Origin of the sequence: Streptomyces sp. NPDC051582 (assembly GCF_040681715.1) — a bacterium.
GTDB lineage: Bacteria > Actinomycetota > Actinomycetes > Streptomycetales > Streptomycetaceae > Streptomyces.
Window position 1 is genome coordinate 21,172 of the sequence record NZ_JBFAZJ010000008.1, and the last position, 21,342, is coordinate 42,513.

At 73.2% G+C, this 21,342-nt stretch carries 19 protein-coding genes and 1 pseudogene; 8 read left to right on the forward strand and 12 right to left on the reverse strand.

Annotation, left to right across the window (positions count from 1 at the left end):
• Nucleotides 1–54: 54 nt before the first annotated feature.
• Complete coding sequence (locus tag AB0M92_RS13005; protein WP_366102194.1) at nt 55–1,275, reverse strand: glycerophosphodiester phosphodiesterase; 1,221 nt, start codon at nt 1,273–1,275, stop codon at nt 55–57.
• A 303-nt stretch (nt 1,276–1,578) separates the two neighbouring features.
• Here AB0M92_RS13005 and AB0M92_RS13010 point away from each other — a divergent pair, with 303 nt between their 5' ends.
• Nucleotides 1,579–2,211 carry a lysophospholipid acyltransferase family protein gene (locus tag AB0M92_RS13010; protein ID WP_366102372.1) on the forward strand — a complete coding sequence of 211 codons (633 nt, stop codon included), beginning with the start codon at nt 1,579–1,581 and terminating at the stop codon, nt 2,209–2,211.
• Nucleotides 2,212–2,214: 3 nt separating this feature from the next.
• On the opposite strand, the gene AB0M92_RS13015 is transcribed toward AB0M92_RS13010, so the two are convergent.
• The 3 genes from AB0M92_RS13015 to AB0M92_RS13025 form a co-directional block, all read right to left on the reverse strand.
• Nucleotides 2,215–3,690, reverse strand: coding sequence for a membrane-associated oxidoreductase (locus AB0M92_RS13015; protein ID WP_366102195.1), 1,476 nt, complete (start codon nt 3,688–3,690; stop codon nt 2,215–2,217).
• Between the two features lie 67 nt (nt 3,691–3,757).
• Nucleotides 3,758–5,314, reverse strand: coding sequence for an MFS transporter (locus AB0M92_RS13020; protein ID WP_366102196.1), 1,557 nt, complete (start codon nt 5,312–5,314; stop codon nt 3,758–3,760).
• The gene (locus tag AB0M92_RS13025; protein ID WP_366102197.1) at nt 5,311–5,862 is read right to left on the reverse strand and encodes a helix-turn-helix domain-containing protein; all 552 of its coding nucleotides are present in this window, start codon (nt 5,860–5,862) and stop codon (nt 5,311–5,313) included. Before AB0M92_RS13025 ends, AB0M92_RS13020 begins: the two co-directional genes overlap by 4 nt.
• 89 nt (nt 5,863–5,951) lie before the next feature.
• Here AB0M92_RS13025 and AB0M92_RS13030 point away from each other — a divergent pair, with 89 nt between their 5' ends.
• Complete coding sequence (locus tag AB0M92_RS13030; RefSeq protein WP_366102198.1) at nt 5,952–6,461, forward strand: HAD domain-containing protein; 510 nt, start codon at nt 5,952–5,954, stop codon at nt 6,459–6,461.
• Between the two features lie 225 nt (nt 6,462–6,686).
• On the opposite strand, the gene argH is transcribed toward AB0M92_RS13030, so the two are convergent.
• Entirely contained in the window at nt 6,687–8,117 is a 1,431-nt protein-coding gene (gene argH, locus AB0M92_RS13035) for an argininosuccinate lyase (protein ID WP_366102199.1), read from the reverse strand.
• 314 nt (nt 8,118–8,431) lie between these two features.
• Here argH and AB0M92_RS13040 point away from each other — a divergent pair, with 314 nt between their 5' ends.
• Genes AB0M92_RS13040 through AB0M92_RS13050 form a run of 3 tightly spaced genes read left to right on the forward strand, consistent with a single transcriptional unit; the run spans nt 8,432 to nt 11,232 of the window.
• Nucleotides 8,432–9,940 (forward strand): hypothetical protein, encoded by a 1,509-nt coding sequence (locus AB0M92_RS13040; RefSeq protein ID WP_366102200.1) that lies wholly within the window; start codon nt 8,432–8,434, stop codon nt 9,938–9,940.
• Between the two features lie 8 nt (nt 9,941–9,948).
• Complete coding sequence (locus AB0M92_RS13045; protein WP_366102201.1) at nt 9,949–10,530, forward strand: pyridoxamine 5'-phosphate oxidase family protein; 582 nt, start codon at nt 9,949–9,951, stop codon at nt 10,528–10,530.
• A gap of 24 nt (nt 10,531–10,554) precedes the next feature.
• Entirely contained in the window at nt 10,555–11,232 is a 678-nt protein-coding gene (locus tag AB0M92_RS13050; RefSeq protein ID WP_366102373.1) for a L,D-transpeptidase family protein, read from the forward strand.
• Between the two features lie 110 nt (nt 11,233–11,342).
• Here the strand turns inward: AB0M92_RS13050 and AB0M92_RS13055 are convergent, their stop codons facing one another.
• The 5 genes from AB0M92_RS13055 to argC are packed head-to-tail and all read right to left on the reverse strand — an operon-like array spanning nt 11,343 to nt 16,269.
• Entirely contained in the window at nt 11,343–11,906 is a 564-nt protein-coding gene (locus AB0M92_RS13055; protein WP_366102202.1) for an arginine repressor, read from the reverse strand.
• Between the two features lie 7 nt (nt 11,907–11,913).
• Nucleotides 11,914–13,140 carry an acetylornithine transaminase gene (locus AB0M92_RS13060; RefSeq protein ID WP_366102203.1) on the reverse strand — a complete coding sequence of 409 codons (1,227 nt, stop codon included), beginning with the start codon at nt 13,138–13,140 and terminating at the stop codon, nt 11,914–11,916.
• Nucleotides 13,137–14,075 carry an acetylglutamate kinase gene (gene argB, locus AB0M92_RS13065; RefSeq protein ID WP_366102204.1) on the reverse strand — a complete coding sequence of 313 codons (939 nt, stop codon included), beginning with the start codon at nt 14,073–14,075 and terminating at the stop codon, nt 13,137–13,139. The genes AB0M92_RS13060 and argB overlap by 4 nt, the downstream gene beginning before the upstream one ends.
• Nucleotides 14,072–15,244 carry a bifunctional glutamate N-acetyltransferase/amino-acid acetyltransferase ArgJ gene (gene argJ, locus AB0M92_RS13070; protein ID WP_366102205.1) on the reverse strand — a complete coding sequence of 391 codons (1,173 nt, stop codon included), beginning with the start codon at nt 15,242–15,244 and terminating at the stop codon, nt 14,072–14,074. Before argJ ends, argB begins: the two co-directional genes overlap by 4 nt.
• Nucleotides 15,241–16,269, reverse strand: coding sequence for an N-acetyl-gamma-glutamyl-phosphate reductase (gene argC / locus AB0M92_RS13075; protein WP_366102206.1), 1,029 nt, complete (start codon nt 16,267–16,269; stop codon nt 15,241–15,243). Before argC ends, argJ begins: the two co-directional genes overlap by 4 nt.
• 143 nt (nt 16,270–16,412) lie before the next feature.
• On the opposite strand from argC, the gene AB0M92_RS13080 reads away from it, so the two are divergent.
• Entirely contained in the window at nt 16,413–18,311 is a 1,899-nt protein-coding gene (locus tag AB0M92_RS13080; protein ID WP_366102207.1) for an alkyl sulfatase dimerization domain-containing protein, read from the forward strand.
• A gap of 10 nt (nt 18,312–18,321) precedes the next feature.
• Here AB0M92_RS13080 and AB0M92_RS13085 read toward each other — a convergent pair.
• A pseudogene (locus AB0M92_RS13085) lies at nt 18,322–18,621 on the reverse strand (N-acetyltransferase); the annotation flags it as partial.
• 49 nt (nt 18,622–18,670) lie between these two features.
• Nucleotides 18,671–20,110, reverse strand: a complete 1,440-nt coding sequence (locus tag AB0M92_RS13090) for a PLP-dependent aminotransferase family protein (RefSeq protein ID WP_366102208.1) — start codon at nt 20,108–20,110, stop codon at nt 18,671–18,673.
• Between AB0M92_RS13090 and AB0M92_RS13095 the strand changes: the two genes are divergently transcribed.
• A complete protein-coding gene (locus AB0M92_RS13095) occupies nt 20,109–21,059 on the forward strand; it encodes a DMT family transporter (RefSeq protein WP_366102209.1) in 951 nt (316 codons plus the stop codon). The two genes, AB0M92_RS13090 and AB0M92_RS13095, sit on opposite strands and share 2 nt — an antisense overlap.
• A 60-nt stretch (nt 21,060–21,119) precedes the next feature.
• The gene (locus AB0M92_RS13100; RefSeq protein WP_366102210.1) at nt 21,120–21,317 is read left to right on the forward strand and encodes a DUF1918 domain-containing protein; all 198 of its coding nucleotides are present in this window, start codon (nt 21,120–21,122) and stop codon (nt 21,315–21,317) included.
• Nucleotides 21,318–21,342 lie beyond the last annotated feature (25 nt).

Sequence of the window (21,342 nt, forward strand, 5' to 3'; positions counted from 1 at the left end):
TATCGGTTGACGGCTCCCGTCCTCGGCATTGGCCGAAAGCCGCTGCCCGCGTACCTAGCGGCCGCGGCCCGGGCGGAAGGCCTCGGCGGCCAGCAGTCCGGTGTCCGCGTTGTCCGTGAAGATGCCGTCGATGCCCTGCTCGAAGTACGTCTTGAAGGCGCCGAAGGCGTCCCCGTACGCGTTCGGGTCGGTGCCCTTGCGGTACTCGGCCGGCAGGAAGGTGTTCTCGTTGCGCGCGGTGTAGGGGTGCAGCACCAGCCCGCGGGCGTGGGCGTCCTTGACCAGCGTGGTCGGGGCGCCCAGCCTGCCGGCCGCGTCGCGCGGGAGGATCAGGTCCATGGTGGGGCCGATGCCCTGGGCGAACCCGGAGATCCACTTCAGGCCCTCGGGCTTGACCAGGTCCGACACCGTGCGCGGGTCCTTGGCCTGTTCGAAGTCCCAGGGCCGGGTGCCCGCGGCGGACAGCAGGACCACGCGCGGCGCGGAGACCAGCCGGGAGAGCCGCTGGATGCTGGAGGGCTCGAAGGACTGCAGGAAGAGCGGGGCGTCACGGCCGTCGCGGCCGTAGCGGCGCAGCAGTTTGGCGAGGGGCTCTTCGAGGCCCAGGCCCAGGGACCGGAAGTAGGTGGGGTGCTTGGTCTCGACGTGCAGCCAGACGCGCTTGCCGCGCCGCTTTCCCTCCCGGTCGGCCCAGCGCAGCACCTCTTCGAAGGTGGGCACGTCCCACCGGCCGTCGTAGAGGGTGTTGCGCTGACGGACGGCGGGGATGCGTTCCTTCGCCCGCAGGGTCTTCAGCTCGGCCAGGGTGAAGTCCTCCGTGAACCAGCCCGTGACCGCGACGCCGTCGACCGACTTGGTCGTCCGCCGGGAGGCGAATGCGCGGTGGTCGGCGACGTCGGTGGTGCCGCCGATCTCGTTCTCGTGGCGGCACACCAGGTGGCCGTCCTTGGTGGGCACCAGGTCCTGCTCGACGACGTCCGCGCCCAGGTCGAGGGCGAGCCCGTACGAGCCGAGGGTGTGCTCGGGCCGGTAGCCGCTGGCCCCGCGGTGGCCGATGACCAGCGGGACGGGGAGGTCCCGGTAGCCGCCGCGGCGTCCGTCGGCCGCGTGGGCCGCCTCCGCCCCCTGGGCCGCGTCCGCCGCGTCCGCGGCCTGCGCTCCCGGCGCTCCCGGCGCCGCCGCGGCGGATCCCGCCGAGAGTCCGGCCATGCCGCCGCCCGCTGCCAGGACGGCCGCCCCCAGGACCGTGCGCCGTGCTGCCCCACCCTGCGTCATGAGTGCCACTCCAGTCGTCTGAGGGGGCCGGGCCGTACCCGGGGTCCCCGGGCCCCGGCGGCCCCGTTCGGCGTGCCGATCGTAGGCAGCGGCCGGTGGCGAAGGGGCGGGCGGACGGGGAACATGGCGCAAACGCGCGTCAACACTGCGTATCCACCTCGTGAACCCGATGTGCGCTCGGAGCTGACCCGCGAGTATCGTCCTCACCTGCACTACCCCCGTGTGGTGCGAAAATCGCGTTTCGATGCCGGAGGGCTCACGTTGTTCCGTACATCGCTCATCAAGGCCACCGTCGGATCGGTCATGCGCATGATGTTCCGCACCCGTGTGGAGGGCATCGAGAACATCCCGGGCACCGGTCCGGTGATCCTGGCGGGCAACCACCTCACCTTCATCGACTCCATGATCCTTCCGCTGGTGTGCGACCGCACGGTCCACTTCATCGGCAAGGACGAGTACGTGACGGGCAAGGGGATCAAGGGCCGGGCCATGGCCTGGTTCTTCACCGGGGCCGGCATGATCCCGGTCGACCGTGACGGCGCCAACGGCGGCGTCGCCGCCCTGATGACCGGCCGCCGCATCCTCGAAGAGGGCAAGATCTTCGGGATCTACCCCGAGGGCACCCGCTCCCCCGACGGCCGCCTCTACCGCGGCCGCACCGGCATCGCCCGCCTCACCCTGATGACCGGCGCCCCCGTGGTCCCCTTCGCGGTGATCGGCACCGACAAGCTCCAGCCGGGCGGCAAGGGCATGCCGCGCCCGGGGCGGGTCACCATCCGCTTCGGCGAGCCGATGGAGTTCTCCCGCTACGAGGGCATGGACCGCGACCGCTACGTGCTGCGCGCCGTCACCGACTCCGTGATGGCGGAGGTCATGCGGCTCTCGGGCCAGGAGTACGTGGACATGTACGCGACCAAGGCCAAGGAAGCCGCGTAGCCCCTACTGGCGCTGCAGTGACCGGCTGACGCCCGCCGCGGTCGTCGTGGCGAGGACCCAGCCGGTCACGATCAGCACGTACGAGAGCCACTGGTACCAGCCGCTCGGCGCGTAGGCGGACTCCTGCCCGAAGCCGATGATCGGCAGCATCAGGTCGATCGTGTAGAAGACCGCGTTGAAGTCGGGGGCCTCCCCCGCCTTCAGCGGCCGGGGCGCGTGCAGACCGTATGCGATCGAGCCCACGAGGAGCAGCGCCAGCAGCCATCCCGCCGCCCGCAGCGGCCGGAATCCGTAGCCGACGGTGGTGTCCTGCAGCAGTCCCCAGAGCCGGGCGTGCGGGGGCAGGGTGTGCCGGTGGCGGCGCAGCTTGGCGAGCTGTACGGTGCGCGCGCCCGCCTCGTCTCCGACCGTGCGGTAGGCCGCCGCGAGCTGTTCGTACGCGTACGGGAGGTAGCCGGACTCCTCGCGCTCCAGCGCGGGCAGCCGCTCCTCGGCGGGCAGGTGGGGGTGGAGCACCCGGTAGGTGAGCCCTTCGGTGCGGATCACCGGCGGCCAGACGCCGGGGTCGGCGTAGAGCATGTCGAGCTGGCTGCGGCGCAGGTTGACGATGCCCTCGATGGGCGGGCACAGGCGGAGCCAGAACTCGCCGATCGCGCAGCTGCTGGCCCGCAGGGCGACTCCGTCCGGGTTGGCCAGGCGTGCGCGGGAGAGGATCAGCTGACCGGGGATCCGGGCTCCGGTGAGGTTGACCGTCCCCTCGGCTTCCATCCGGTGGCCGCGCAGGTCGGTTCCGACGGCCACGGTCTCGGCGTGGAGCGCGATCCCCCCGGGGTTGATCAGCCTGGCCCGGTCCAGGCTGATCAGACCGGCGATGGTGGCGCCGTTGATCCGGAGCTGGCCGTGGACGGTGAGGTCGTCGGCGATGACGTCGGTGCCTATTTCGGCGTGGTTGAGCTGGAGCGGGGGTTCGCCGGCCTCGTCGGGGAGGGTGCCGGGTCGGATCACCGCTCCCTGGAGGAAGAGGCCGCCGGCTATCCGGGCGCCCGTGAGCCGTACCGGACCGGTGATGCGACAGCAGTTCAGCCGCAGCGTGATGTCGACGCTGAGGGTGGACGCGGTCAGTCCGGGCAGCGCCGAGTCGGTCAGGACCAGGGCCCGCAGGCGGGCCCCGTAGAGCTGGGGCTTGCGTTCGAACCAGCAGGCGCGGAGCCGGATCGGATGCTCGACGACCGCGTATTTGAGGTCCAGCTTCCCGGTGACGCGGATGCCGCGCACGTTGATCCCGGGGACCTGTCCCGACGCGGCGGGGTTGCTGAGCAGAAGGGCTGCGATCACCTCGGCGCGCACGGTGCGCCCGGGCCCCCAGTCCCGTCCGCCGGAGGCGTCCTCGTCGGCCTCCTCCCGGAAGTCGAGGCCCTCGCCGCGGGGGAACGCGTCCCACACGCGGCGCTCCGCCGGGGTCAGTTCGTTGATCTCCATCGCGGGGATGGTGTCCTTCAGGTCGACGGACTGTCAACTGTGTTCAGGACACCACCCCTTGGGGGCGTCAGTGTGCGATGCCGTCCTGGAGCTTCTGGCCCCTGAGCAGGAACCACGCCGCCACCGCGGTGGCGAGCAGGACGGCCGCGCCCACGCCGGAGGCGAGCCGCAGTCCGTCCACGAAGGCGTCCTGGGCCGCGCCCACCATCGTCTGCGCGGTGGCGGGGTCCAGCGCCTTGGCGGCCTCGACGGCGCCGCCCAGCGATTCGTGCGCGGCGTCGGCGACCGGTCCGGGCACCGAGGCCGGGGCGGTGAAGCCCTGGTAGACGCCGGTGACGATGGAGCCGAGCAGGGCGATGCCGAGGGCCGCGCCGAGTTCGTACGCGGTCTCGGACACGGCCGAGGCCGAGCCCGCCTGCTCCTTGGGGACGCTGGAGAGGATCACGTCGGCGGTGACGGTGAAGGAGAAGCCGGCGCCGAGGCCGACGACCAGCAGGGCCGCTCCGAGCAGCGGGTAGCCGCTCTCCTTGTGGATCAGGGTGAGCGCGCCGAGCGCGAGCCCGATGGCCGCGAGGCCGCCGGTCACGATCGACCGTACCGAGTAGCGGCGGGCGTAGCGCCCGGCGACCAGGCCGGTGACCACCGCGCCGATGGCGGCGGGCAGTTCGGCCAGACCCGCCTCCAGGGTGTCGCGGCCCTGGACGAGCTGGAGGAACTGGGAGAGGAAGAAGACGAGGCCGGAGAGGCCGAAGACCGTCAGGAGGTCGGCCAGGACCGCCCCGGAAAAGCCGCGGTGCTTGAAGAGCCGCATGTCCAGGAGCGGCGACGGCAGGCTGAACTGGCGGCGCACGAAGCCGTACAGGCACGCGGCGCCGAGCCCGGCCGAGACCGCGACGCCCCAGGTCATGCCGTGGGTGGCGGCTTCCTTGACGGCGTAGACGACTCCGATGACGCCCACGAGCGAGAGGGCCACGCTCGTCAGGTCCCAGGGGCCGGCGACCGGGTTCTTCGACTCGGGCAGCAGTTTGGTGCCGATGAGGACGAGGGCGATCATCACGGGCACGTTGATGAGGAAGACCGAGCCCCACCAGAAGTGCTGGAGCAGGACTCCGCCGACGACGGGCCCGACGGCCGCACCGGCCGAGGCGGTCGCGCCCCAGATGCCGATGGCGAGGCTGCGCTCCCGGGGGTCGTGGAATATGTTCCGGATCAGCGCGAGGGTCGAGGGCATCAGCGTCGCGCCGGCCACGCCGAGCAGGGCCCGGGCCACGATCATCATCTCGGGGCTGGTGGCGTAGGCGTTGAGGACGGAGACCGCGCCGAAGGCGGTGGCTCCGACCAGGAGCAGCTTCTTGCGGCCGATGCGGTCGCCGAGGGAGCCCATGGAGACGAGCAGACCGGCGATGACGAACGAGTAGATGTCGCCGATCCACAACAGCTGGGTGCCGGACGGCTTGAGGTCTTCACTGATGGAGGGCGTGGCGAGACCGAGTACGGTGGCGTCCACCGCGACCAGCAGGACCGCCAGGACGAGCACGGAGAGCGCCAGCCAGCGCCCCTTGCTCCCCTTGGCCCCGCTCGCCTCCGTCTCCTGCCCCTTGGTCAGCTGTGCTGTGCGGCTCATTTCTCCACGCTCCGTCGTGCGCCACCGAGCAGCAGCTCGATGATCATGTACTGGAAGTCCTTCGCGGCGACCCGGCCGTCCATGACGGCCCAGGCGCAGGTGCCGATGAGCCCGTAGAGGGCCTCGGTGAGCCAGGCGGGGCTCAGGTCGATCCGGATGTCGCCCTCCGCCTGGCCGCGCCGGAAGAGCGCGCTGACGCGGGCGTCGAGCCGGGCCCATCCCTCGTTGACCTGGTCGCCCTCGAAGAGCTGGTTCTCGGTGACGAGGAAGGCCAGCAGCTGGGCGTCGCGCTCGGCTTCGGCGACGAGCCGGCGCAGGGCCTCGACCGCGGTGCCCTCGTCGAGGCGGGCGTTGTCGAAGGCCGTCTCGAACTGGCGGATGCCGAGCTCTTCGAGGGCTCGTACGAGGGCGTCGCGCCCGGCGAAGTGCCGGTGGAGGGTCGCGCGCCCGATGCCTGCGGCGCGGGCGACCTCGTCCATCGTGGCGGTCGATTTGCGGGAGAGCAGGGCTGCGGCGTCGCGGAGCACCTGGTCACGGTCCATGGCCATGAGACAAGCATACCCCGAATGAGACGTGAATGTCTCACTCGGGGCAATAATGAGCTGCCACGAGGCGGCCGGAGAGGAATCCTCGCCCCATGAAGCCACTGCTGCTGATCGACGTGGACGGCCCGCTGAACCCCTACGCGGCCCGGGCCCAGCGCCGCCCGCAGGGGTACTCCACCCACCGGATGCGCCCGACCGGCTGGACGGAGGCCGAGAGCCGCCGGCCGCTGCGGGTCTGGCTGAACCGCGCCCACGGCGCGGAGCTGCTCGCACTGGCGGACAGGTACGAGCTGGTGTGGGCCACCACCTGGAAGGACGAGGCGAACGACTGGATAGGACCGCACCTGGGCCTGCCGCGCCTGCCCTACATCGACTGGCCCCGGATGCACGGCCGGGCCCCGCGCGGCACCTTCTGGAAGACGCAGTACGTCCTGGAGTACGCGGGCTCCCGCGAGTTCGCCTGGATCGACGACGACATCACGCAACCGGACCGCGAGTACACGGACCAGCGCCACCCGGCGCGGGCCCTGCTGATGCGCATCGACGAGCAGATCGGCCTGACCCGGCCGGACTTCGACGCGCTGGCCCGCTGGGCGCAGTGACGGGCCGGGGCCACCGGGGCCCGTCCGGCGCCGGTGGCCGCGGAGCCGCGTGGCCGCGTGGCCGCGGAGCCGCGCGGCCGGACATGGCGCAGGGGCGGCCGGAGCGTGGGCTCCGGCCGCCCCTGCGGGCGCCCCGCGGCGTGCGGACGTACAGGGCCCGGGCCCCGGAGGGCCCCGGGCGTGCGGGCCGCAAGGCCGCGGACGTTCGGGGGCAGCGCCGTGCGGCTACTGCTTGTGCGTGGCCCAGGCGTGCTGGATGACCAGGTCCGCCTTCAGCTCCGCGAGCTGCTTGGCGACCGCCGAGGGGGCGGTGCCGCCGCGGCCGTTGCGGGAGGCGAGGGCGCCCGGCACGTTGAGGACCGTGCGGACCTCGGGCGTCAGGTGCTCCGAGATCTTCGCGAACTGCTCGTCCGTCAGCTCGTCCAGCTCGATCCCGAGCGCCTCGCACTCCTTGACGCACTCGCCGGCCACCTCGTGCGCGACGCGGAACGGCACTCCCTGCTTGACCAGCCACTCCGCGATGTCCGTCGCGAGGGAGAACCCGGCCGGGGCCAGCTCCTCCATCCGCTCCCGGTGGACCGTGAGGGTGGCCATCATCCCGGTGAAGGCCGGGAGCAGGACCTCAAGGGTGTCGCAGGAGTCGAAGACCGGCTCCTTGTCCTCCTGGAGGTCCCGGTTGTAGGCCAGGGGAAGTGCCTTCAGGGTGGCGAGGAGGCCCGTCAGGTTGCCGATGAGCCGGCCCGACTTGCCGCGCGCCAGCTCCGCGATGTCCGGGTTCTTCTTCTGCGGCATGATCGACGAGCCGGTGGAGAAGGCGTCGTGCAGGGTCACGAAGGAGAACTCCTTCGTGTTCCAGATGATGATCTCCTCCGCGATCCGGGACAGGTTGATCCCGATCATCGCGGTGATGAACGCGAACTCGGCGACGAAGTCGCGCGAGGCCGTGCCGTCGATCGAGTTGCCGGCCGAGCCCCGCTCGAAGCCCAGGTCGGCGGCGACCGCCTCCGGGTCCAGCCCCAGCGAGGAGCCCGCCAGCGCGCCCGAGCCGTACGGGGAGACGGCGGTCCGGGTGTCCCACTGCCGCAGCCGCTCCGCGTCCCGGGACAGCGACTGCACGTGGGCGAGCACGTGGTGCGCGAAGAGCACCGGCTGCGCGTGCTGGAGGTGGGTCCGGCCCGGCATGGCCACGTCGTGGTGCGTCTCGGCGAGGCCGACCAGCGCGTCCTGGAGCTCCGCGATCAGGCCGCCGACGATCCGGGCGTGGTCGCGCAGGTACATCCGGAAGAGGGTGGCCACCTGGTCGTTGCGGGAACGGCCGGCGCGCAGTTTGCCGCCGAGGTCGGCGCCGAGCCGCTCCAGCAGGCCCCGCTCCAGGGCGGTGTGCACGTCCTCGTCGGCGATGGTCCCGGTGAAGGAGCCGTCGGCGACGTCGGCTTCGAGCCGGTCCAGGCCCGCGATCATGCGGTCGAGTTCGTCCGCCGTGAGCAGGCCCGCCTTGGCGAGCACCCGGGCGTGGGCGCGGGATCCGGCGATGTCGTACGGCGCGAGGCGCCAGTCGAAGTGGACCGACGCGGACAGCTTCGCGAGGGCCTCGGCGGGGCCGTCGGCGAACCGGCCGCCCCAGAGCCGGACGTCACCACCGTTGTTGCTGCTCACAGCTGCTGCTCCTCAAGAACGTGTGCGTGGATGTGCTTCGGCGTCCCCGCCGCGGAGGTCACGGGGAGGGCGACGTGGTACTGGGGTAACGAGCCGGGCTCGGGCCGGGTCGCGGCGCGCCGCACCCTTCGACGGGAGACCGGCGATCCCGATGAAGCCCCGGGCCCCGGACTACCGTAAGCATAACTATGCATTGCGTCGCATGTTTCGTCAATCGAGCACGGTGTGCACCCCGCTGACCAGCGCGAATATCACGGGCGTCGGCAGGTCACGAAGGCCTAGGATCGGCGCTCCGCACCACTTGGGGAGGGCACATGGGAGTCGGGGCACGGCGACGGACCGATGAGGGCCGGGCCGCGGCGGCGGGCCTGCTGCGCGGCGGACGCTTCGGGATCGGCGGCGTCGCCCGCCCCGTCCTGCCGGATTCCTGGATCTCCTTCGACGCGGAGATCCGGCGCGGCCACTGCGCCTGGTTCCCGGGGCCCCGCGGCGCCGACCGGATCGAGGTGCGCCTGTGCCACCCCGACGGCCGGGTCCGCGAGGCCGCGCTCCGGACGCCGAAGCCGCCGCTCCCGCTCGTCGCGATCCGCTGCACCGACTGGGTGCCCGCCGTGCGCGAGCGCGCCCGGCGGGTGCTCGCCGACGCCCTGGCCCGCGACCCCGCGCCCACGCTGATCGACCTCACCCCGCTCGTCCTGCGCCTGTCCCGGCGCGAACAGGGCCGCTGGGCGCACGAGCTGTTCGAGACGGTCCTCGGCGCCGAGGACCCGGTGCCCAGCCCCTGGTGGCGCCCCGCGCGCGCCGGGCAGTGGTGGCGCCCGGCGCGGGACGCGCGCACGATGACCGGCGAGCAGCCCGACACCGTGCTCGGCTGGCTGAGGCGCAGCGGGGACCTGCCGACCCGGCGGTTCGCCACCCGCATCACGCTCGGTGCCGGACTGTTCGGCGTACGGGAGCTGGCCCGGAGGGCCGGCGAGGAGCAGGATCCCGCTACGGCCCGGGTGTGGGCGGACGCCGCACTGGCCGCCCTGGCCGCCGACGGGCCGGACGACGAGGCGATCGACGCACTGCTGCGCGGGCACCACCCGATGGTGCGCTCCGGCGGGGTCACCGCTCTGCGCGGCGCCGGGCGCTCCGGCGAGGCGGCCGGCTTCCTGGCCGACCGCTCCGGGCTCGTACGGGCCTGCGCGCGCCGGCTGGTCGGGCAGGACGGCGGCGACCCGTACGCCCACTGCCGCGCCCTGATCGAGGACCCGGCCCGGGTGACCCCGTACGCCGTCACCGGCTTCGCCGAGTGTGCCCGGCGGGCGGACGCGCCGTTGCTGCGCCGCCTGCTGGACCACCCCGCGGAGGCGGTGCGGGCGGCCGCGATCGCCGGGCTGCGCGCGCTGGACACCACCGACGTGGACCTGCTGCGGCCCCTGCTCGACGACCCGTCGGCCACGGTGGCCCGGGAGGCCTCCCTGAGCCTGGCCGAGGTCGCCGACCGGCTGCCCGCCGAGTGGCTGCTGGAGCGGATCGCGCCCGGCCGCCCCGCGCACACCCGCCGGGCCGCCTACCGGGTGCTGTACGCCCGCGGCGGGGTCATCGGACTGCGCGCCTGCGTGGAACTGCTGACCGACGCCGATCCGGCACTGCGCCGCATATCCGCCCAGCGCGTGCAGAGCCTGTGGTCCCCCGACCGGCCGCCCGCGCTGCCGGTGCGCGACCCCGAGGTGGGCCTCCTGCTGGACCGCTGCACAGGGCTGTTCAGCGAGTACGTCATGGGGCGGATGCGCTCGCAGCTCGCCATTCCCTGTGCGCCCTGCGACCCCGCCGGATAATGGCCCTCATGGGAAAGCTGCACGCACACATAGACGGCAGGCTCCGCTCGTTCATCGAGGAGCAGCCGGTCTTCTTCACGGCCACCGCCCCGCTCGCCGGGGACGGCCACGTCAACCTGTCCCCGAAGGGCCGCGCCGGCACGCTCGTCGTCATCGACGAGCAGACCCTGGCCTACCTCGACTTCGGCGGCAGCGGCGCCGAGACCATCGCCCACGTCCGCGAGAACGGCCGGATCACGCTGATGTGGTGCGCGTTCAGCGGCCCGCCCAACATCGTGCGCATCCACGGCGAGGGCGAGGCCGTCTTCCGCGACGACCCTCGCTGGGGTGAGCTGATCGGCCTGTTCGGGGCGGCCGACGGGCCTTCGGCGCGGGCGGTCATCCTCGTGCACGCCCGCCGGATCGCCGACGTGTGCGGGTACGCCGTCCCGTTCATGGAGTACCAGGGCGAGCGCACCCTCCACGCCGAGTACTTCGGCCGCAAGAGCGACGAGGAGTTCGGCGAGTACTGCGAGAAGAAGGAGTTCATCGGATCGAGCCTCGACGGCCTGCCTGCGCTGCCGCTGCCCCTTCCGCCCCGTACCGTCTGACATGTGCTGCGTACCGCTCTCGTCATCGGCGTAACGATCGTCACCAGCCTGCTCGCGCAGGGCCCGTACGGGTCCGATCCGCTGCCCGCCCGCCTCGCCGACACCGGCGGCGGCAGCCAGCTCATCACGGCCGTCGCGCCCGCGGCCGGGTCCACCACCGGGCGGCTGACCTGGTGGGACCGCAGGGCGGGGCGCTGGTACGAGGCCGGCGGCGCCGAGGCGCGCTTCGGCGCGAACGGACTGACCGAGGGCGCGAGCCGCACCCAGGGCACGAACACGACCCCGACCGGCCTGTACGAGCTCCCGTACGCCTTCGGGATCCGCCGCGCGCCGGCCGGGACGGAGTTCCGCTACCGCCGGGTGACCCCCGATTCCTGGTGGTGCCAGGACAACGCGTCGCCCGCGTACAACCGGTGGACCGAGCCGCTGCCCGCGCACTGCGCGCCGGGCGAGGCGGAGCACCTGGTCACGTACGAGAAGCAGTACGCGCACGCGCTGGTCATCGGGTTCAACTACGAGCGGCCCGTACGGGGCCGGGGCGCGGGCATCTTCCTGCACGTCAACGGCAAGGGGGCGACGGCCGGTTGCGTCTCGGTGCCGGAGTCGGCGATGCGCGCGATCCTGCGCTGGGCCGATCCGCGCCGCCGCCCGCACATCGCCATCGGTACCGGGAACGGGGCGCTCGCCGTCACCCGCTATTGAGGGACGCGCCGCTCTCCGCGGGTGTCCGCCGGCGGCGGGCGGTACCGCGGACGTCCGCCGTACCGCCCGCCGCACGGGACCTGACGGGCCGTGGGACCCGCCCGGGGCGGTCAGCCCTCCTTCTGGGCCAGCCTCAGCAGGTGGTCCGCGAGGGCCTGGCCGCCCGAGGGGTCACGGCTGATCAGCATCAGCGTGTCGTCGCCGGCGATCGTGCCGAGGATCTCGCGGAGTTCGGCCTGGTCGATCGCGGAGGCGAGGAACTGGGCGGCGCCCGGCGGGGTGCGCAGGACGACGAGGTTCGCCGAGGCCTCCGCCGAGATCAGCAGCTCCCCGGAGAGGCGCCGCATCCGCTCCTCCTTCGCCGACTCGCCGAGCGGCGCCTGCGGGGTGCGGAAACCGCCCTCGCTGGGGACCGCGTAGATCAGCTCGCCGCCGGTATTGCGGATCTTGACCGCGCCCAGCTCGTCGAGGTCGCGGGAGAGCGTCGCCTGGGTGACGCTCAGCCCGTCGTCGGCGAGCAGCTTGGCCAGCTGGCTCTGCGAGCGCACCGGCTGCCGGTTGAGGATGTCCACGATCCGGCGGTGGCGGGCGGTGCGGGTCTGCGGAACGGACGGCCCTCCCCCGGAATCGGTCCGGGGGGAGCCCCACTCGTCGTGGTCCTGGGCCTGGCTCATCGTCGTCTCATTCCCCGGTGTGTCCGTCCCCATTGGCTGCGTCGAGGATGCCGGGCAGGGCCCGGACGAACGCGTCCGCCTCGGCCTCTGAGAGTACGTACGGGGGCATCAGCCGTACGACGTCGGGGGCGGGCGCGTTGACCAGGAAGCCGGCGTCCTGGGCCGCCTGCTGCACCTGCGGTGCGAACGGCCCGGTCAGCACGATACCCAGGAGAAGGCCTTCGCCACGGACGCGGGAGACCAGCGGGTGGCCCTTCCCCCCGCCGAGGCCCTCGATTCCGGACCGCAGCTGCTCCCCGCGCGCCTTGACCCGGTCGAGCAGGCCCTCGGCGGCGATGGTGTCGATGACGGCGAGACCGGCGGCGCACGCGACGGGGTTCCCGCCGAAGGTGGTGCCGTGCTGGCCGGGCCGCAGCAGCTCCGCGGCCGGCCCGAAGGTGGCCACGGCGCCGATCGGCAGACCGCCGCCCAGCCCCTTCGCGAGCGTGACGACGTCGGGTTCGACGCCCTCGTGGGCCTGGTGCTCGAACCAGTGGCCGCAGCGCCCGATCCCGGTCTGCACCTCGTCCAGGACGAGGAGGGTGCCGGTGGCCCGGGTGATCTCGCGGGCGGCCGTCAGGTATCCGGCCGGGGGTACGACGACGCCGTTCTCGCCCTGGATCGGCTCGATGATCACGAGGGCCGTCTCCTCGGTGACGGCGGCCCGCAGGGCCTCCGCGTCGCCGTACGGTACGTGCGTGACCTCGCCGGGCAGCGGCAGGAACGGTTCCTGCTTCTTCGGCTGGCCGGTGAGCGCGAGGGCGCCCATGGTCCGGCCGTGGAAGCCGCCGTCGGTGGCCACCATGTGGGTCCGCCCGGTCAGCCGGCCGATCTTGAAAGCGGCCTCGACGGCCTCGGCGCCGGAGTTGCAGAAGAAGATCCTGCCGGGGCGGCCGAAGAGCTGGAGCAGCCGCTCGCCGAGCGCGAGGACCGGCTCGGAGGCGTAGAGGTTGGAGACGTGGCCGAGGGTGGAGACCTGCGCGGTCACGGCCTCGACGATCGCCGGGTGGGCGTGGCCGAGGGCGTTGACCGCGATGCCGCCGACGAAGTCGGTGTACTGCTTGCCGTCCGCGTCCCAGACCCGGGCGCCTTCGCCGCGTACGAGGGCCAGCGCGGGGGTGCCGTAGTTGTCGGTCAGCGCACCCTGCCAGCGGGCCGCGTACCGCTGGTTGCCCGTCTCCTGGTTGCCGCTCACGCGGGTTCCCCTCCCTGTGCGTCGGGCACGACCATCGTGCCGATTCCCTCGTCGGTGAAGATCTCCAGCAGGATCGAGTGCGGGACCCGCCCGTCGATCACGCGGGCCGTGCTCACCCCGCCGCGCACGGCGTGCAGGCAGCCCTCCATCTTGGGCACCATGCCGCTGGACAGCTCGGGCAGCAGCTTCTCCAGCTCGCTGACGGTGAGCCGGCTGATGACCTCGTCGCTGCTCGGCCAGTCCGCGTAGAGGCCCTCGACGTCGGTGAGCACCATCAGCGTCTCGGCGCCCAGCGCGGCGGCGAGCGCCGCGGCGGCCGTATCGGCGTTCACGTTGTACACGTGGTGGTCGTCGTCGCTGCGTGCGATGGAGGAGATGACCGGGATGCGGCCGTCCGCCAGCAGCGCCTCGATCGCGCCCGTGTCGATGGCGGTGATCTCGCCGACCCGGCCGATGTCGACGAGCTCGCCGTCGATCTCCGGGGTGTGCCGGGTGGCCGTGATGGTGTGGGCGTCCTCGCCGGTCATGCCGACGGCGAGCGGCCCGTGCTGGTTGAGCAGCCCGACCAGCTCGCGCTGGACCTGGCCCGCCAGCACCATCCGTACGACGTCCATCGCCTCGGGGGTCGTGACGCGCAGGCCGGCCTTGAACTCGCTGACCAGGCCCTGCTTGTCGAGCTGGGCATTGATCTGGGGGCCGCCGCCGTGCACCACGACGGGCCTCAGGCCCGCCTGGCGCAGGAAGACCACGTCCTGGGCGAAGGCGGCCTTCAGGTCCTCGTCGATCATGGCGTTGCCGCCGAACTTGACGACGACGACCTTGCCGTTGTGACGGGTGAGCCAGGGCAGGGCCTCGATGAGGATCTGCGCCTTGGGCAGCGCCGTGTGCTTGCGCGCGGTTGCGGTGCCGGGCTGGCCGGCCTTCTCGTCGCTCATGAGCTGTACGCGCTGTTCTCGTGGACGTACTCGGCGGTCAGGTCGTTGGCCCAGATCACGGCGGACTCTGAGCCGGTGGCCAGGTCCGCGGTGATGCGGACCTCGCGGTCCTTCATGGAGACCAGGTCGCGGTCCTCACCGACCGAGCCGTTCTTGCAGACCCAGACGCCGTTGATGGCGACGCTCAGCCGGTCGGGGTCGAAGGCGGCCCGGGTGGTGCCGATCGCGGAGAGCACCCGGCCCCAGTTGGGGTCCTCGCCGTGGATGGCGCACTTGAGCAGGTTGTTGCGGGCGATGCTCCGGCCGACCTCGACCGCGTCGCCCTCGGTGAGCGCGCCGACGACCTCGATGCGGATGTCCTTGCTCGCGCCCTCGGCGTCGCCGATCAGCTGGCGGGCGAGGTCGTCGCAGACGGTCCGTACGGCCTCCGCGAAGGCCTCGTACCCCGGCACCCGGCCGGAGGCCCCGGAGGCGAGAAGCAGGACGGTGTCGTTGGTGGACATGCAGCCGTCGGAGTCGACCCGGTCGAAGGTGGTGCGGGTGGCGGAGCGCAGCGCCTGGTCGAGGGCGGCGCCGTCCACGTCGGCGTCGGTGGTGAGGACGACGAGCATGGTGGCCAGGCCCGGGGCGAGCATGCCCGCTCCCTTGGCCATGCCGCCGACCGTCCAGCCGTCCTGCGTGACGACGGCCGTCTTGTGCACGGTGTCGGTGGTCTTGATGGCGATGGCCGCGTCCTCGCCGCCGTCGGCGGAGAGAGCGGCGACGGCGGTGTCGATGCCGGGCAGCAGCTTGTCCATGGGGAGCAGCACGCCGATCAGGCCGGTGGAGGCGACGGCCACCTCGCCGGCGTTGTGCTCGCCGCCGGGGCCGTGTGCGTTGAGGGCGGCGGCGACCTTCTCGGCGGTGGCGTGGGTGTCCTGGAAGCCCTTGGGGCCGGTGCAGGCATTGGCACCACCGGAGTTGAGGACGACCGCGCTGATCACGGAGCCGCGCAGGACCTGCTCGGACCAGAGCACGGGCGCCGCCTTGACGCGGTTGGAGGTGAAGACGCCCGCCGCGGCCAGCCGCGGACCGTTGTTGACCACGAGGGCCAGGTCCGGGTTGCCGTTCGCCTTGATCCCGGCCGCGATGCCCGCGGCCGTGAACCCCTGTGCTGCCGTAACGCTCACGGCGCGACTCCGATCGTGGAAAGCCCGAGTTCTTCGGGGAGCCCGAGGGCGATGTTCATGCTCTGCAGCGCGCCGCCGGCAGTGCCCTTGGTCAGGTTGTCGATGGCGCTGATCGCGATGATCCGCTGCGCGGACCCGTCGTACGCGACCTGGATCTGAACGGCGTTGGAACCGTGGACGGACGAGGTGGCCGGCCACTGGCCCTCGGGCAGCAGGTGCACGAAGGGCTCGTCCGCGTACGCCTTCTCGTACGCGGCGCGCACCGCGTCGGCGGTGGTGCCGGGCAGGGCCTTGGCGGAGCAGGTGGCCAGGATGCCGCGCGACATCGGTACGAGGGTGGGCGTGAAGGAGACGGAGACCTTCTGCCCGGCGACCGGGCTCAGGTTCTGCACCATCTCGGGGGTGTGCCGGTGCCCGCCGCCCACGCCGTAGGGGCTGACGGAGCCCATCACCTCGGAGCCGAGCAGGTGCGGCTTGAGCGCCTTGCCGGCGCCGGAGGTGCCGGTCGCGGCGACGATCACGGCCTCGGGCTCGGCCAGCTGCGCGGCGTAGGCCGGGAAGAGCGCGAGGGTGACGGCGGTCGGGAAGCACCCGGGAACCGCGATGCGCTTGGACCCCTCCAGCGCGGCGCGGCCACCGGGCAGCTCGGGGAGCCCGTAGGGCCAGGTGCCGGCGTGCGGGGCTCCGTAGAAGGCGTCCCAGTCGGCGGAGTCCTTGAGCCGGTGGTCGGCGCCCATGTCGATGACGAGGACGTCCTCGCCGAGCTCTGCGGCGACGGCCGCGGACTGCCCGTGGGGCAGTGCCAGGAAGACGACATCGTGGCCGGCGAGGACCTCGGGCGTGGTCGCCTCAAGGGTCCGGCCGGCGAGCGGCACCAGGTGCGGCTGGAGGCTGCCGAAGAGCTGTCCGGCGTTGGAGTTGCCGGTCAGCGCGCCGATCTCGACCTCGGGGTGGGAGAGCAGCAGGCGCAGGACTTCCCCGCCCGCGTATCCGCTCGCTCCGGCCACCGCTACACGTACCACCATCGGACCCTCCTCCTCGATGGCATGACTATACGTACTCCCGCAGTTTTATGCAAAGCTGCGGAAGGGCCGCACTGCGGGTCCCACGGGGGCACGGGAGGATGGCGGTCAGGAGTGGTACCGGGGCCCGATGGGGAGGCAACACGATGAAAGCCGGTTCCGCGGACGCCGAAGCCGTCGTGGCGCAGGCCAACGACTGCGCGCGGCGGAGCTCCGCCTTCGACGACACCCGCGATTCCGAGGACGAACGCCGGGGCTTCCTCGGCACGGCCGGAGAAGCCGCCATCCGGGACGCGGACGGCCGCGTGGTGTGGGACCTGGACGCCTACGGGTTCCTCGACGGGGACTGCCCGCCCACCGCCCATCCGGGCCTGTGGCGCCAGTCCGGACTGACCAGGGGGCACGGACTGTTCGAGGTGGTCCCCGGGATCTATCAGGTGCGCGGCTTCGACCTGTCCAACATGACGCTGGTCGAGGGCGAGCGCGGCGTCCTCGTCATCGACCCGCTGATCTCGGCCGAGACCGCCGCCGCCGCACTCGCGCTCTACCGCCGCCATCGCGGCGAGCGCCCCGTCACCGGCGTCCTCTACACCCACAGCCACGCCGACCACTTCGGCGGCGTCAAGGGCGTGATCAGCGTCGAGGAGGTCGCGGCCGGGGTGCCCGTGCTCGCCCCGGAGGGGTTCCTCGAACACGCCGTCAGCGAGAACGTCTACGCCGGCACCGCCATGAGCCGCCGCGCCACGTACATGTACGGCGCCGCCCTGCCCAAGGGCCCCCGCGGCCAGATCGGCTCGGGGCTGGGCCCCACGACGTCGACCGGCACGGTCACCCTCATCCCGCCGACCCTCGCCGTCACCCGTACCGGGCAGGGCGAAACGGTCGACGGCATCCGCATGGTGTTCCAGCTGACCCCGGGCACCGAGGCCCCGGCGGAACTCAACATCCACTTCCCCGACCACGCCGCCCTGTGCACCGCCGAGAACGCCACCCACACCCTGCACAACCTGCTCACGCTGCGCGGCGCCCAGGTCCGCGACCCGCACGAGTGGGCCCGGTACCTGACCGAGACCGTCCAGCTCTTCGGGGCCGCCACCGACGTCGTCTTCGCCTCGCACCACTGGCCCGTCTGGGGCCGCGAGGACGCGCTCGCCTTCCTCTCCGAGCAGCGCGACCTGTACGCCTACCTGCACGACCAGACGCTGCGCATGATCAACCAGGGGCTCACCGGGCCGGAGATCGCCGAGGAGATGCGCCTGCCGCCCGCGCTGGAGCGCGCCTGGCACACCCAGGGCTACTACGGCTCCGTCAGCCACAACGCCAAGGCCGTCTACCAGCGGTACATGGGCTGGTTCGACGGCAACCCGGCCCGTCTGTGGGCCCACCCGCCCACCGAGGCCGCGGTGCGGTACGTCGACTTCATGGGCGGCGCCGAAGAGGTCCTGCGCCGCGCCCGCCAGTCCTACGCGCAGGGCGATTTCCGCTGGGTCGCCGAGGTCGTCGGCCACGTCGTGTTCGCCGACCCCGACCACGCCGGGGCCCGCGCCCTGCAGGCCGACGCCCTGGAGCAGCTCGGCTACGGCAGCGAGAACGGCACCTGGCGCAACTTCTACCTGACCGGCGCCCACGAACTGCGCCACGGCCCCGTCGGCACCTGCGCGACCACCGCCTCCGAGGACCTGATCAACACGCTGACCCTCGACCAGCTCTTCGACTCACTGGCGATCCGCGTCGACGGCCCGAGCAGCTGGGACGCGGACGTCACCGTCCGCTGGCGGTTCACCGACGGCGGCGATCCCAGCACCCTGCGCCTGAAGAACGGCGTGCTCACCCACGTCCGGGGCCTCGGGCCGGCCGCCGGCGAGCCGGACGTCGAGATCGCCCTGGACGAGCCCACCCTGCGCGCGCTCCTGCTCGGCGGGGCCGCGCTCACCGACCTGGTGGCCCGGGGCCGGGCCGAGGTCTCGGGCGACCCGGCCCGGCTCGCCGAGCTGACCGGCCACCTCACCGAGCCCGACCCCGACTTCGCGATCATCACCCCCTAGGGGGTGCGGGCGTCCACTCCCGCCACTCCGCGAGCGAGCCGGTGATCGTCATCGACAGCAGGGCCACCGAGTCGATCACGGCTCCCGCGCGGACGTGGACCCGCAGCCACGGGTCGTACGGCAGACCGTCCCCGCGCGTGCGGTACGCGCACTCCTCCATCGGGGTCCCGGGCCCGGCCGGCTTGCCGCCGGGCCGCACGGGAGCCACCACCTCGGCGAAGCCGCGGACGCGGGCGGGGTCCCGCATCACGCCCAGCATCCGCCCGGACAGGCCCGCGCCGACCCGGTCGGTGGCGATGGTGATCTTGATGCCGTCCATGTCCGCAGGGTAGGGCGGCGCGGCGGACCGGCTCCAGCCGTCAGGCCGGGGCGCCGAGCGAGCGCAGCCGGCGTACGGCCTCGCCCAGTTCCGCCGCGCCCGAGACCCCGGCGAAGCTGAGCCGCACGTAGGGGCCGGGCGGTTCCGCGCAGAAGTACGGGCGGCCCGCGGCGACCGCCACCCCGGCGCGCAAGGCCGCCGCCGCGAAGCCCGCGTCGTCCTCGCCCTCGGCCAGGCGTACCCACAACTGATAGCCGCCCGAGGGCAGATGGGACAGGGTCAGTCCGGGCAGCTCCCGCCGCAGGGCGCCGGCGAGCAGGTCCCGCCGGTGGCGCAGCTCGGCGGCGACGGCCCGCAGGTGGCGGGGCCAGGCGGGAGCGCCGACCAGCTCCAGGGCGGCTTCCTGGAGCGGCCGGGACACGAAGAAGGAGTCCACGACCTGGATCGCCCGCAGCCGGTCCAGCACCGGGCCGCGCGCGGCGAGCGCGCCCACCCGCAGGCTGGGCGACGTGGCCTTCGTCAGGGACCGGACGTGGACGACGACCCCGTCCTGGTCCTCGGCGGCCAGCGTCGGGGGCAGCGGGCCGGCGTCCTCGTGGGCGAGGGCCCGGGCGTAGTCGTCCTCCACCACGAAGGCTCCGGCGGACCGGGCGATCCGCAGCACCTCGGCCCGCCGCCCGGGAGCCAGCACCGCACCCGTCGGGTTCTGGAACAACGGCTGGCATACGAACACCCGCGCACCCGTCGCCTCGAAGGCCGCGGCCAGCAGCTCCGGCCGGACCCCGTCGGCGTCCACCGGGACGGGCACCGGCCGGCATCCGGAGGCGCGGGCGATGGCGAGCAGCCCGGGGTAGGTCGGGGACTCCACGAGGATCGGCGCCCCGGGCGGGGCCAGCGCCCGCAGGGCGGTGGTGAGCGCGCTCTGGCCGCCCGCCGTGATCAGTACGTCGGCGGCCCCGACGGCTCCGGCGGCCCCGCCGATCTCCCGGGCGAACCAGTCGCGCAGCTCGGGCAGCCCCTCCATGGGCGGCCGTTCCCAGGCCCCGGGGCGCCGCCCCGCCCGGGCCAGCGCGGCGGCCATGGCCCGCTCGGGCTGGATCGAGGGGTGCAGGTAGCCGCTGTTGAGCCCGATCACCCCGGACGGCGGCGCGGCCAGGCAGGCCAGCACCCCGGAGGCGTCCACCGAACGCGGGACCACCTCGCCCGCGCCCTCCGCGCTCAGGGCGACCTCCTGCCAGGAGGTGTCCCCGGGCGCGGGCACCGCCGTACGGGGCCGGGCACGGAAGACCCCGGCGCCGGGCCGGGTGACGACCAGCCCCTCGGCAGCCAGCTGCGCGAGGGCGCGGGAGACGGTGACGGGGCTGACCCGGTAGCGATCGACCAGGGCCCGGCTCGATGGGAGCTTTCCACCCACCGAGTAGCGGTCGAGCTCCGACCGCAGAGATTCCGCCAGCTCGGCCACGCTGCTACGCTCGTACATGACAGCACAGAATAGCGCTACTCCCCGCATGGCGATAGCGGTCGAGGATCCCGCACACCGGTCCGCCACGGGCGGGCGCCGCGGCGGCCTCGGCCGCCGGGCCACCGGCGGTACCGCACTCGCCGGGCTCGGCGTCATCGCCTTCTCGCTGACCTTCCCCGCCACCGCCTGGGGCCTGGAGAGCTTCGGCCCCTGGTCCTTCGTCGCCGTGCGCAGCCTGCTCGCCGCGCTCATCGCGGGGGCCTTCCTCCTGGCCGGGCGCGTGCCGCTGCCCGCCCGCGCGCACTGGGCCGGCCTCGCCGTGGTCGCCGCCGGAGTCGTCGTCGGCTTCCCGCTGCTCACCACGCTGGCGCTGACCACCTCCACCACCTCGCACGCCGCCGTCGTGGTGGGCCTGCTCCCGCTGACCACGGCCGCCGTGTCGGCACTGCGCACCGGCGCCCGCCCCTCGCGCCGGTTCTGGGGCGCGGCCGTGGCCGGGGCCGCCGTCGTGCTCGGCTTCACCCTGGCCCAGAGCGGCGGCGCCCTCTCGGCCGGCGACGGGTACCTCTTCGGGGCCCTGCTGGTCTGCGCGGCCGGGTACACCGAGGGCGGCCGCCTCGCCCGCGTCCTGCCCGGCTGGCAGGTCATCGGCTGGGCGCTGGTGCTGTGCCTGCCGCTCAGCCTGGCCGGCTCCGCGCTGGGGCTCGCGTACGAGCCGGTCCGCCTGAGCGGCCACGGGGTGGCCGGGCTCGTCTGGGCGGCGGCCGGCTCCACCTTCCTCGGACTGTACGTCTGGTACCGCGGGATGGCGGAGATCGGCGCCCCGCGGGCCAGTCAGCTCCAGCTCGCCCAGCCGCTGCTGACCCTGGTCTGGTCCGTGGCACTGCTCGGCGAGCACCTGTCCCCCGCCGCCCCGGCCGCCGCCTGCGCGGTCCTGGTCTGCATCGCCGTGACCCAGCGGGCCTAAACGAGGCAAACCGCCGTAAAATGCTGTCACCGATACGGACCGCCTCCGAGGAGGTCAACCATGCGCGCGACCGAGGGCGACCAGCTGGTTCAGCACGGCAGGATCGTGGGCCAGCACGACAAGGTCGGCGAAATCACTCAGGTACTCGGCGACAACGGCACCCCGCCCTACCGGGTCCGCTTCGCCGACGGTCACGAGGCAGTCATGTCCCCGGGCCCCGACTGCGTCGTCAAGCACCCGACGGAGCCCACGCACTGACCGCACCCGCACCCGCACGACGCAT

Coding starts and splice junctions, on each gene's coding strand:
- AB0M92_RS13005 (WP_366102194.1), bottom strand. CDS start 1,275: ATGACGCAGGGTGGGGCAGCACGGCGCACGGTCCTGGGGGCGGCCGTC.
- AB0M92_RS13010 (WP_366102372.1), top strand. CDS start 1,579: ATGCGCATGATGTTCCGCACCCGTGTGGAGGGCATCGAGAACATCCCG.
- AB0M92_RS13015 (WP_366102195.1), bottom strand. CDS start 3,690: ATGGAGATCAACGAACTGACCCCGGCGGAGCGCCGCGTGTGGGACGCG.
- AB0M92_RS13020 (WP_366102196.1), bottom strand. CDS start 5,314: ATGAGCCGCACAGCACAGCTGACCAAGGGGCAGGAGACGGAGGCGAGC.
- AB0M92_RS13025 (WP_366102197.1), bottom strand. CDS start 5,862: ATGGCCATGGACCGTGACCAGGTGCTCCGCGACGCCGCAGCCCTGCTC.
- AB0M92_RS13030 (WP_366102198.1), top strand. CDS start 5,952: ATGAAGCCACTGCTGCTGATCGACGTGGACGGCCCGCTGAACCCCTAC.
- AB0M92_RS13040 (WP_366102200.1), top strand. CDS start 8,432: ATGGGAGTCGGGGCACGGCGACGGACCGATGAGGGCCGGGCCGCGGCG.
- AB0M92_RS13045 (WP_366102201.1), top strand. CDS start 9,949: ATGGGAAAGCTGCACGCACACATAGACGGCAGGCTCCGCTCGTTCATC.
- AB0M92_RS13055 (WP_366102202.1), bottom strand. CDS start 11,906: ATGAGCCAGGCCCAGGACCACGACGAGTGGGGCTCCCCCCGGACCGAT.
- argB (WP_366102204.1), bottom strand. CDS start 14,075: ATGAGCGACGAGAAGGCCGGCCAGCCCGGCACCGCAACCGCGCGCAAG.
- argC (WP_366102206.1), bottom strand. CDS start 16,269: ATGGTGGTACGTGTAGCGGTGGCCGGAGCGAGCGGATACGCGGGCGGG.
- AB0M92_RS13080 (WP_366102207.1), top strand. CDS start 16,413: ATGAAAGCCGGTTCCGCGGACGCCGAAGCCGTCGTGGCGCAGGCCAAC.
- AB0M92_RS13095 (WP_366102209.1), top strand. CDS start 20,109: ATGACAGCACAGAATAGCGCTACTCCCCGCATGGCGATAGCGGTCGAG.
- AB0M92_RS13090 (WP_366102208.1), bottom strand. CDS start 20,110: ATGTACGAGCGTAGCAGCGTGGCCGAGCTGGCGGAATCTCTGCGGTCG.
- AB0M92_RS13100 (WP_366102210.1), top strand. CDS start 21,120: ATGCGCGCGACCGAGGGCGACCAGCTGGTTCAGCACGGCAGGATCGTG.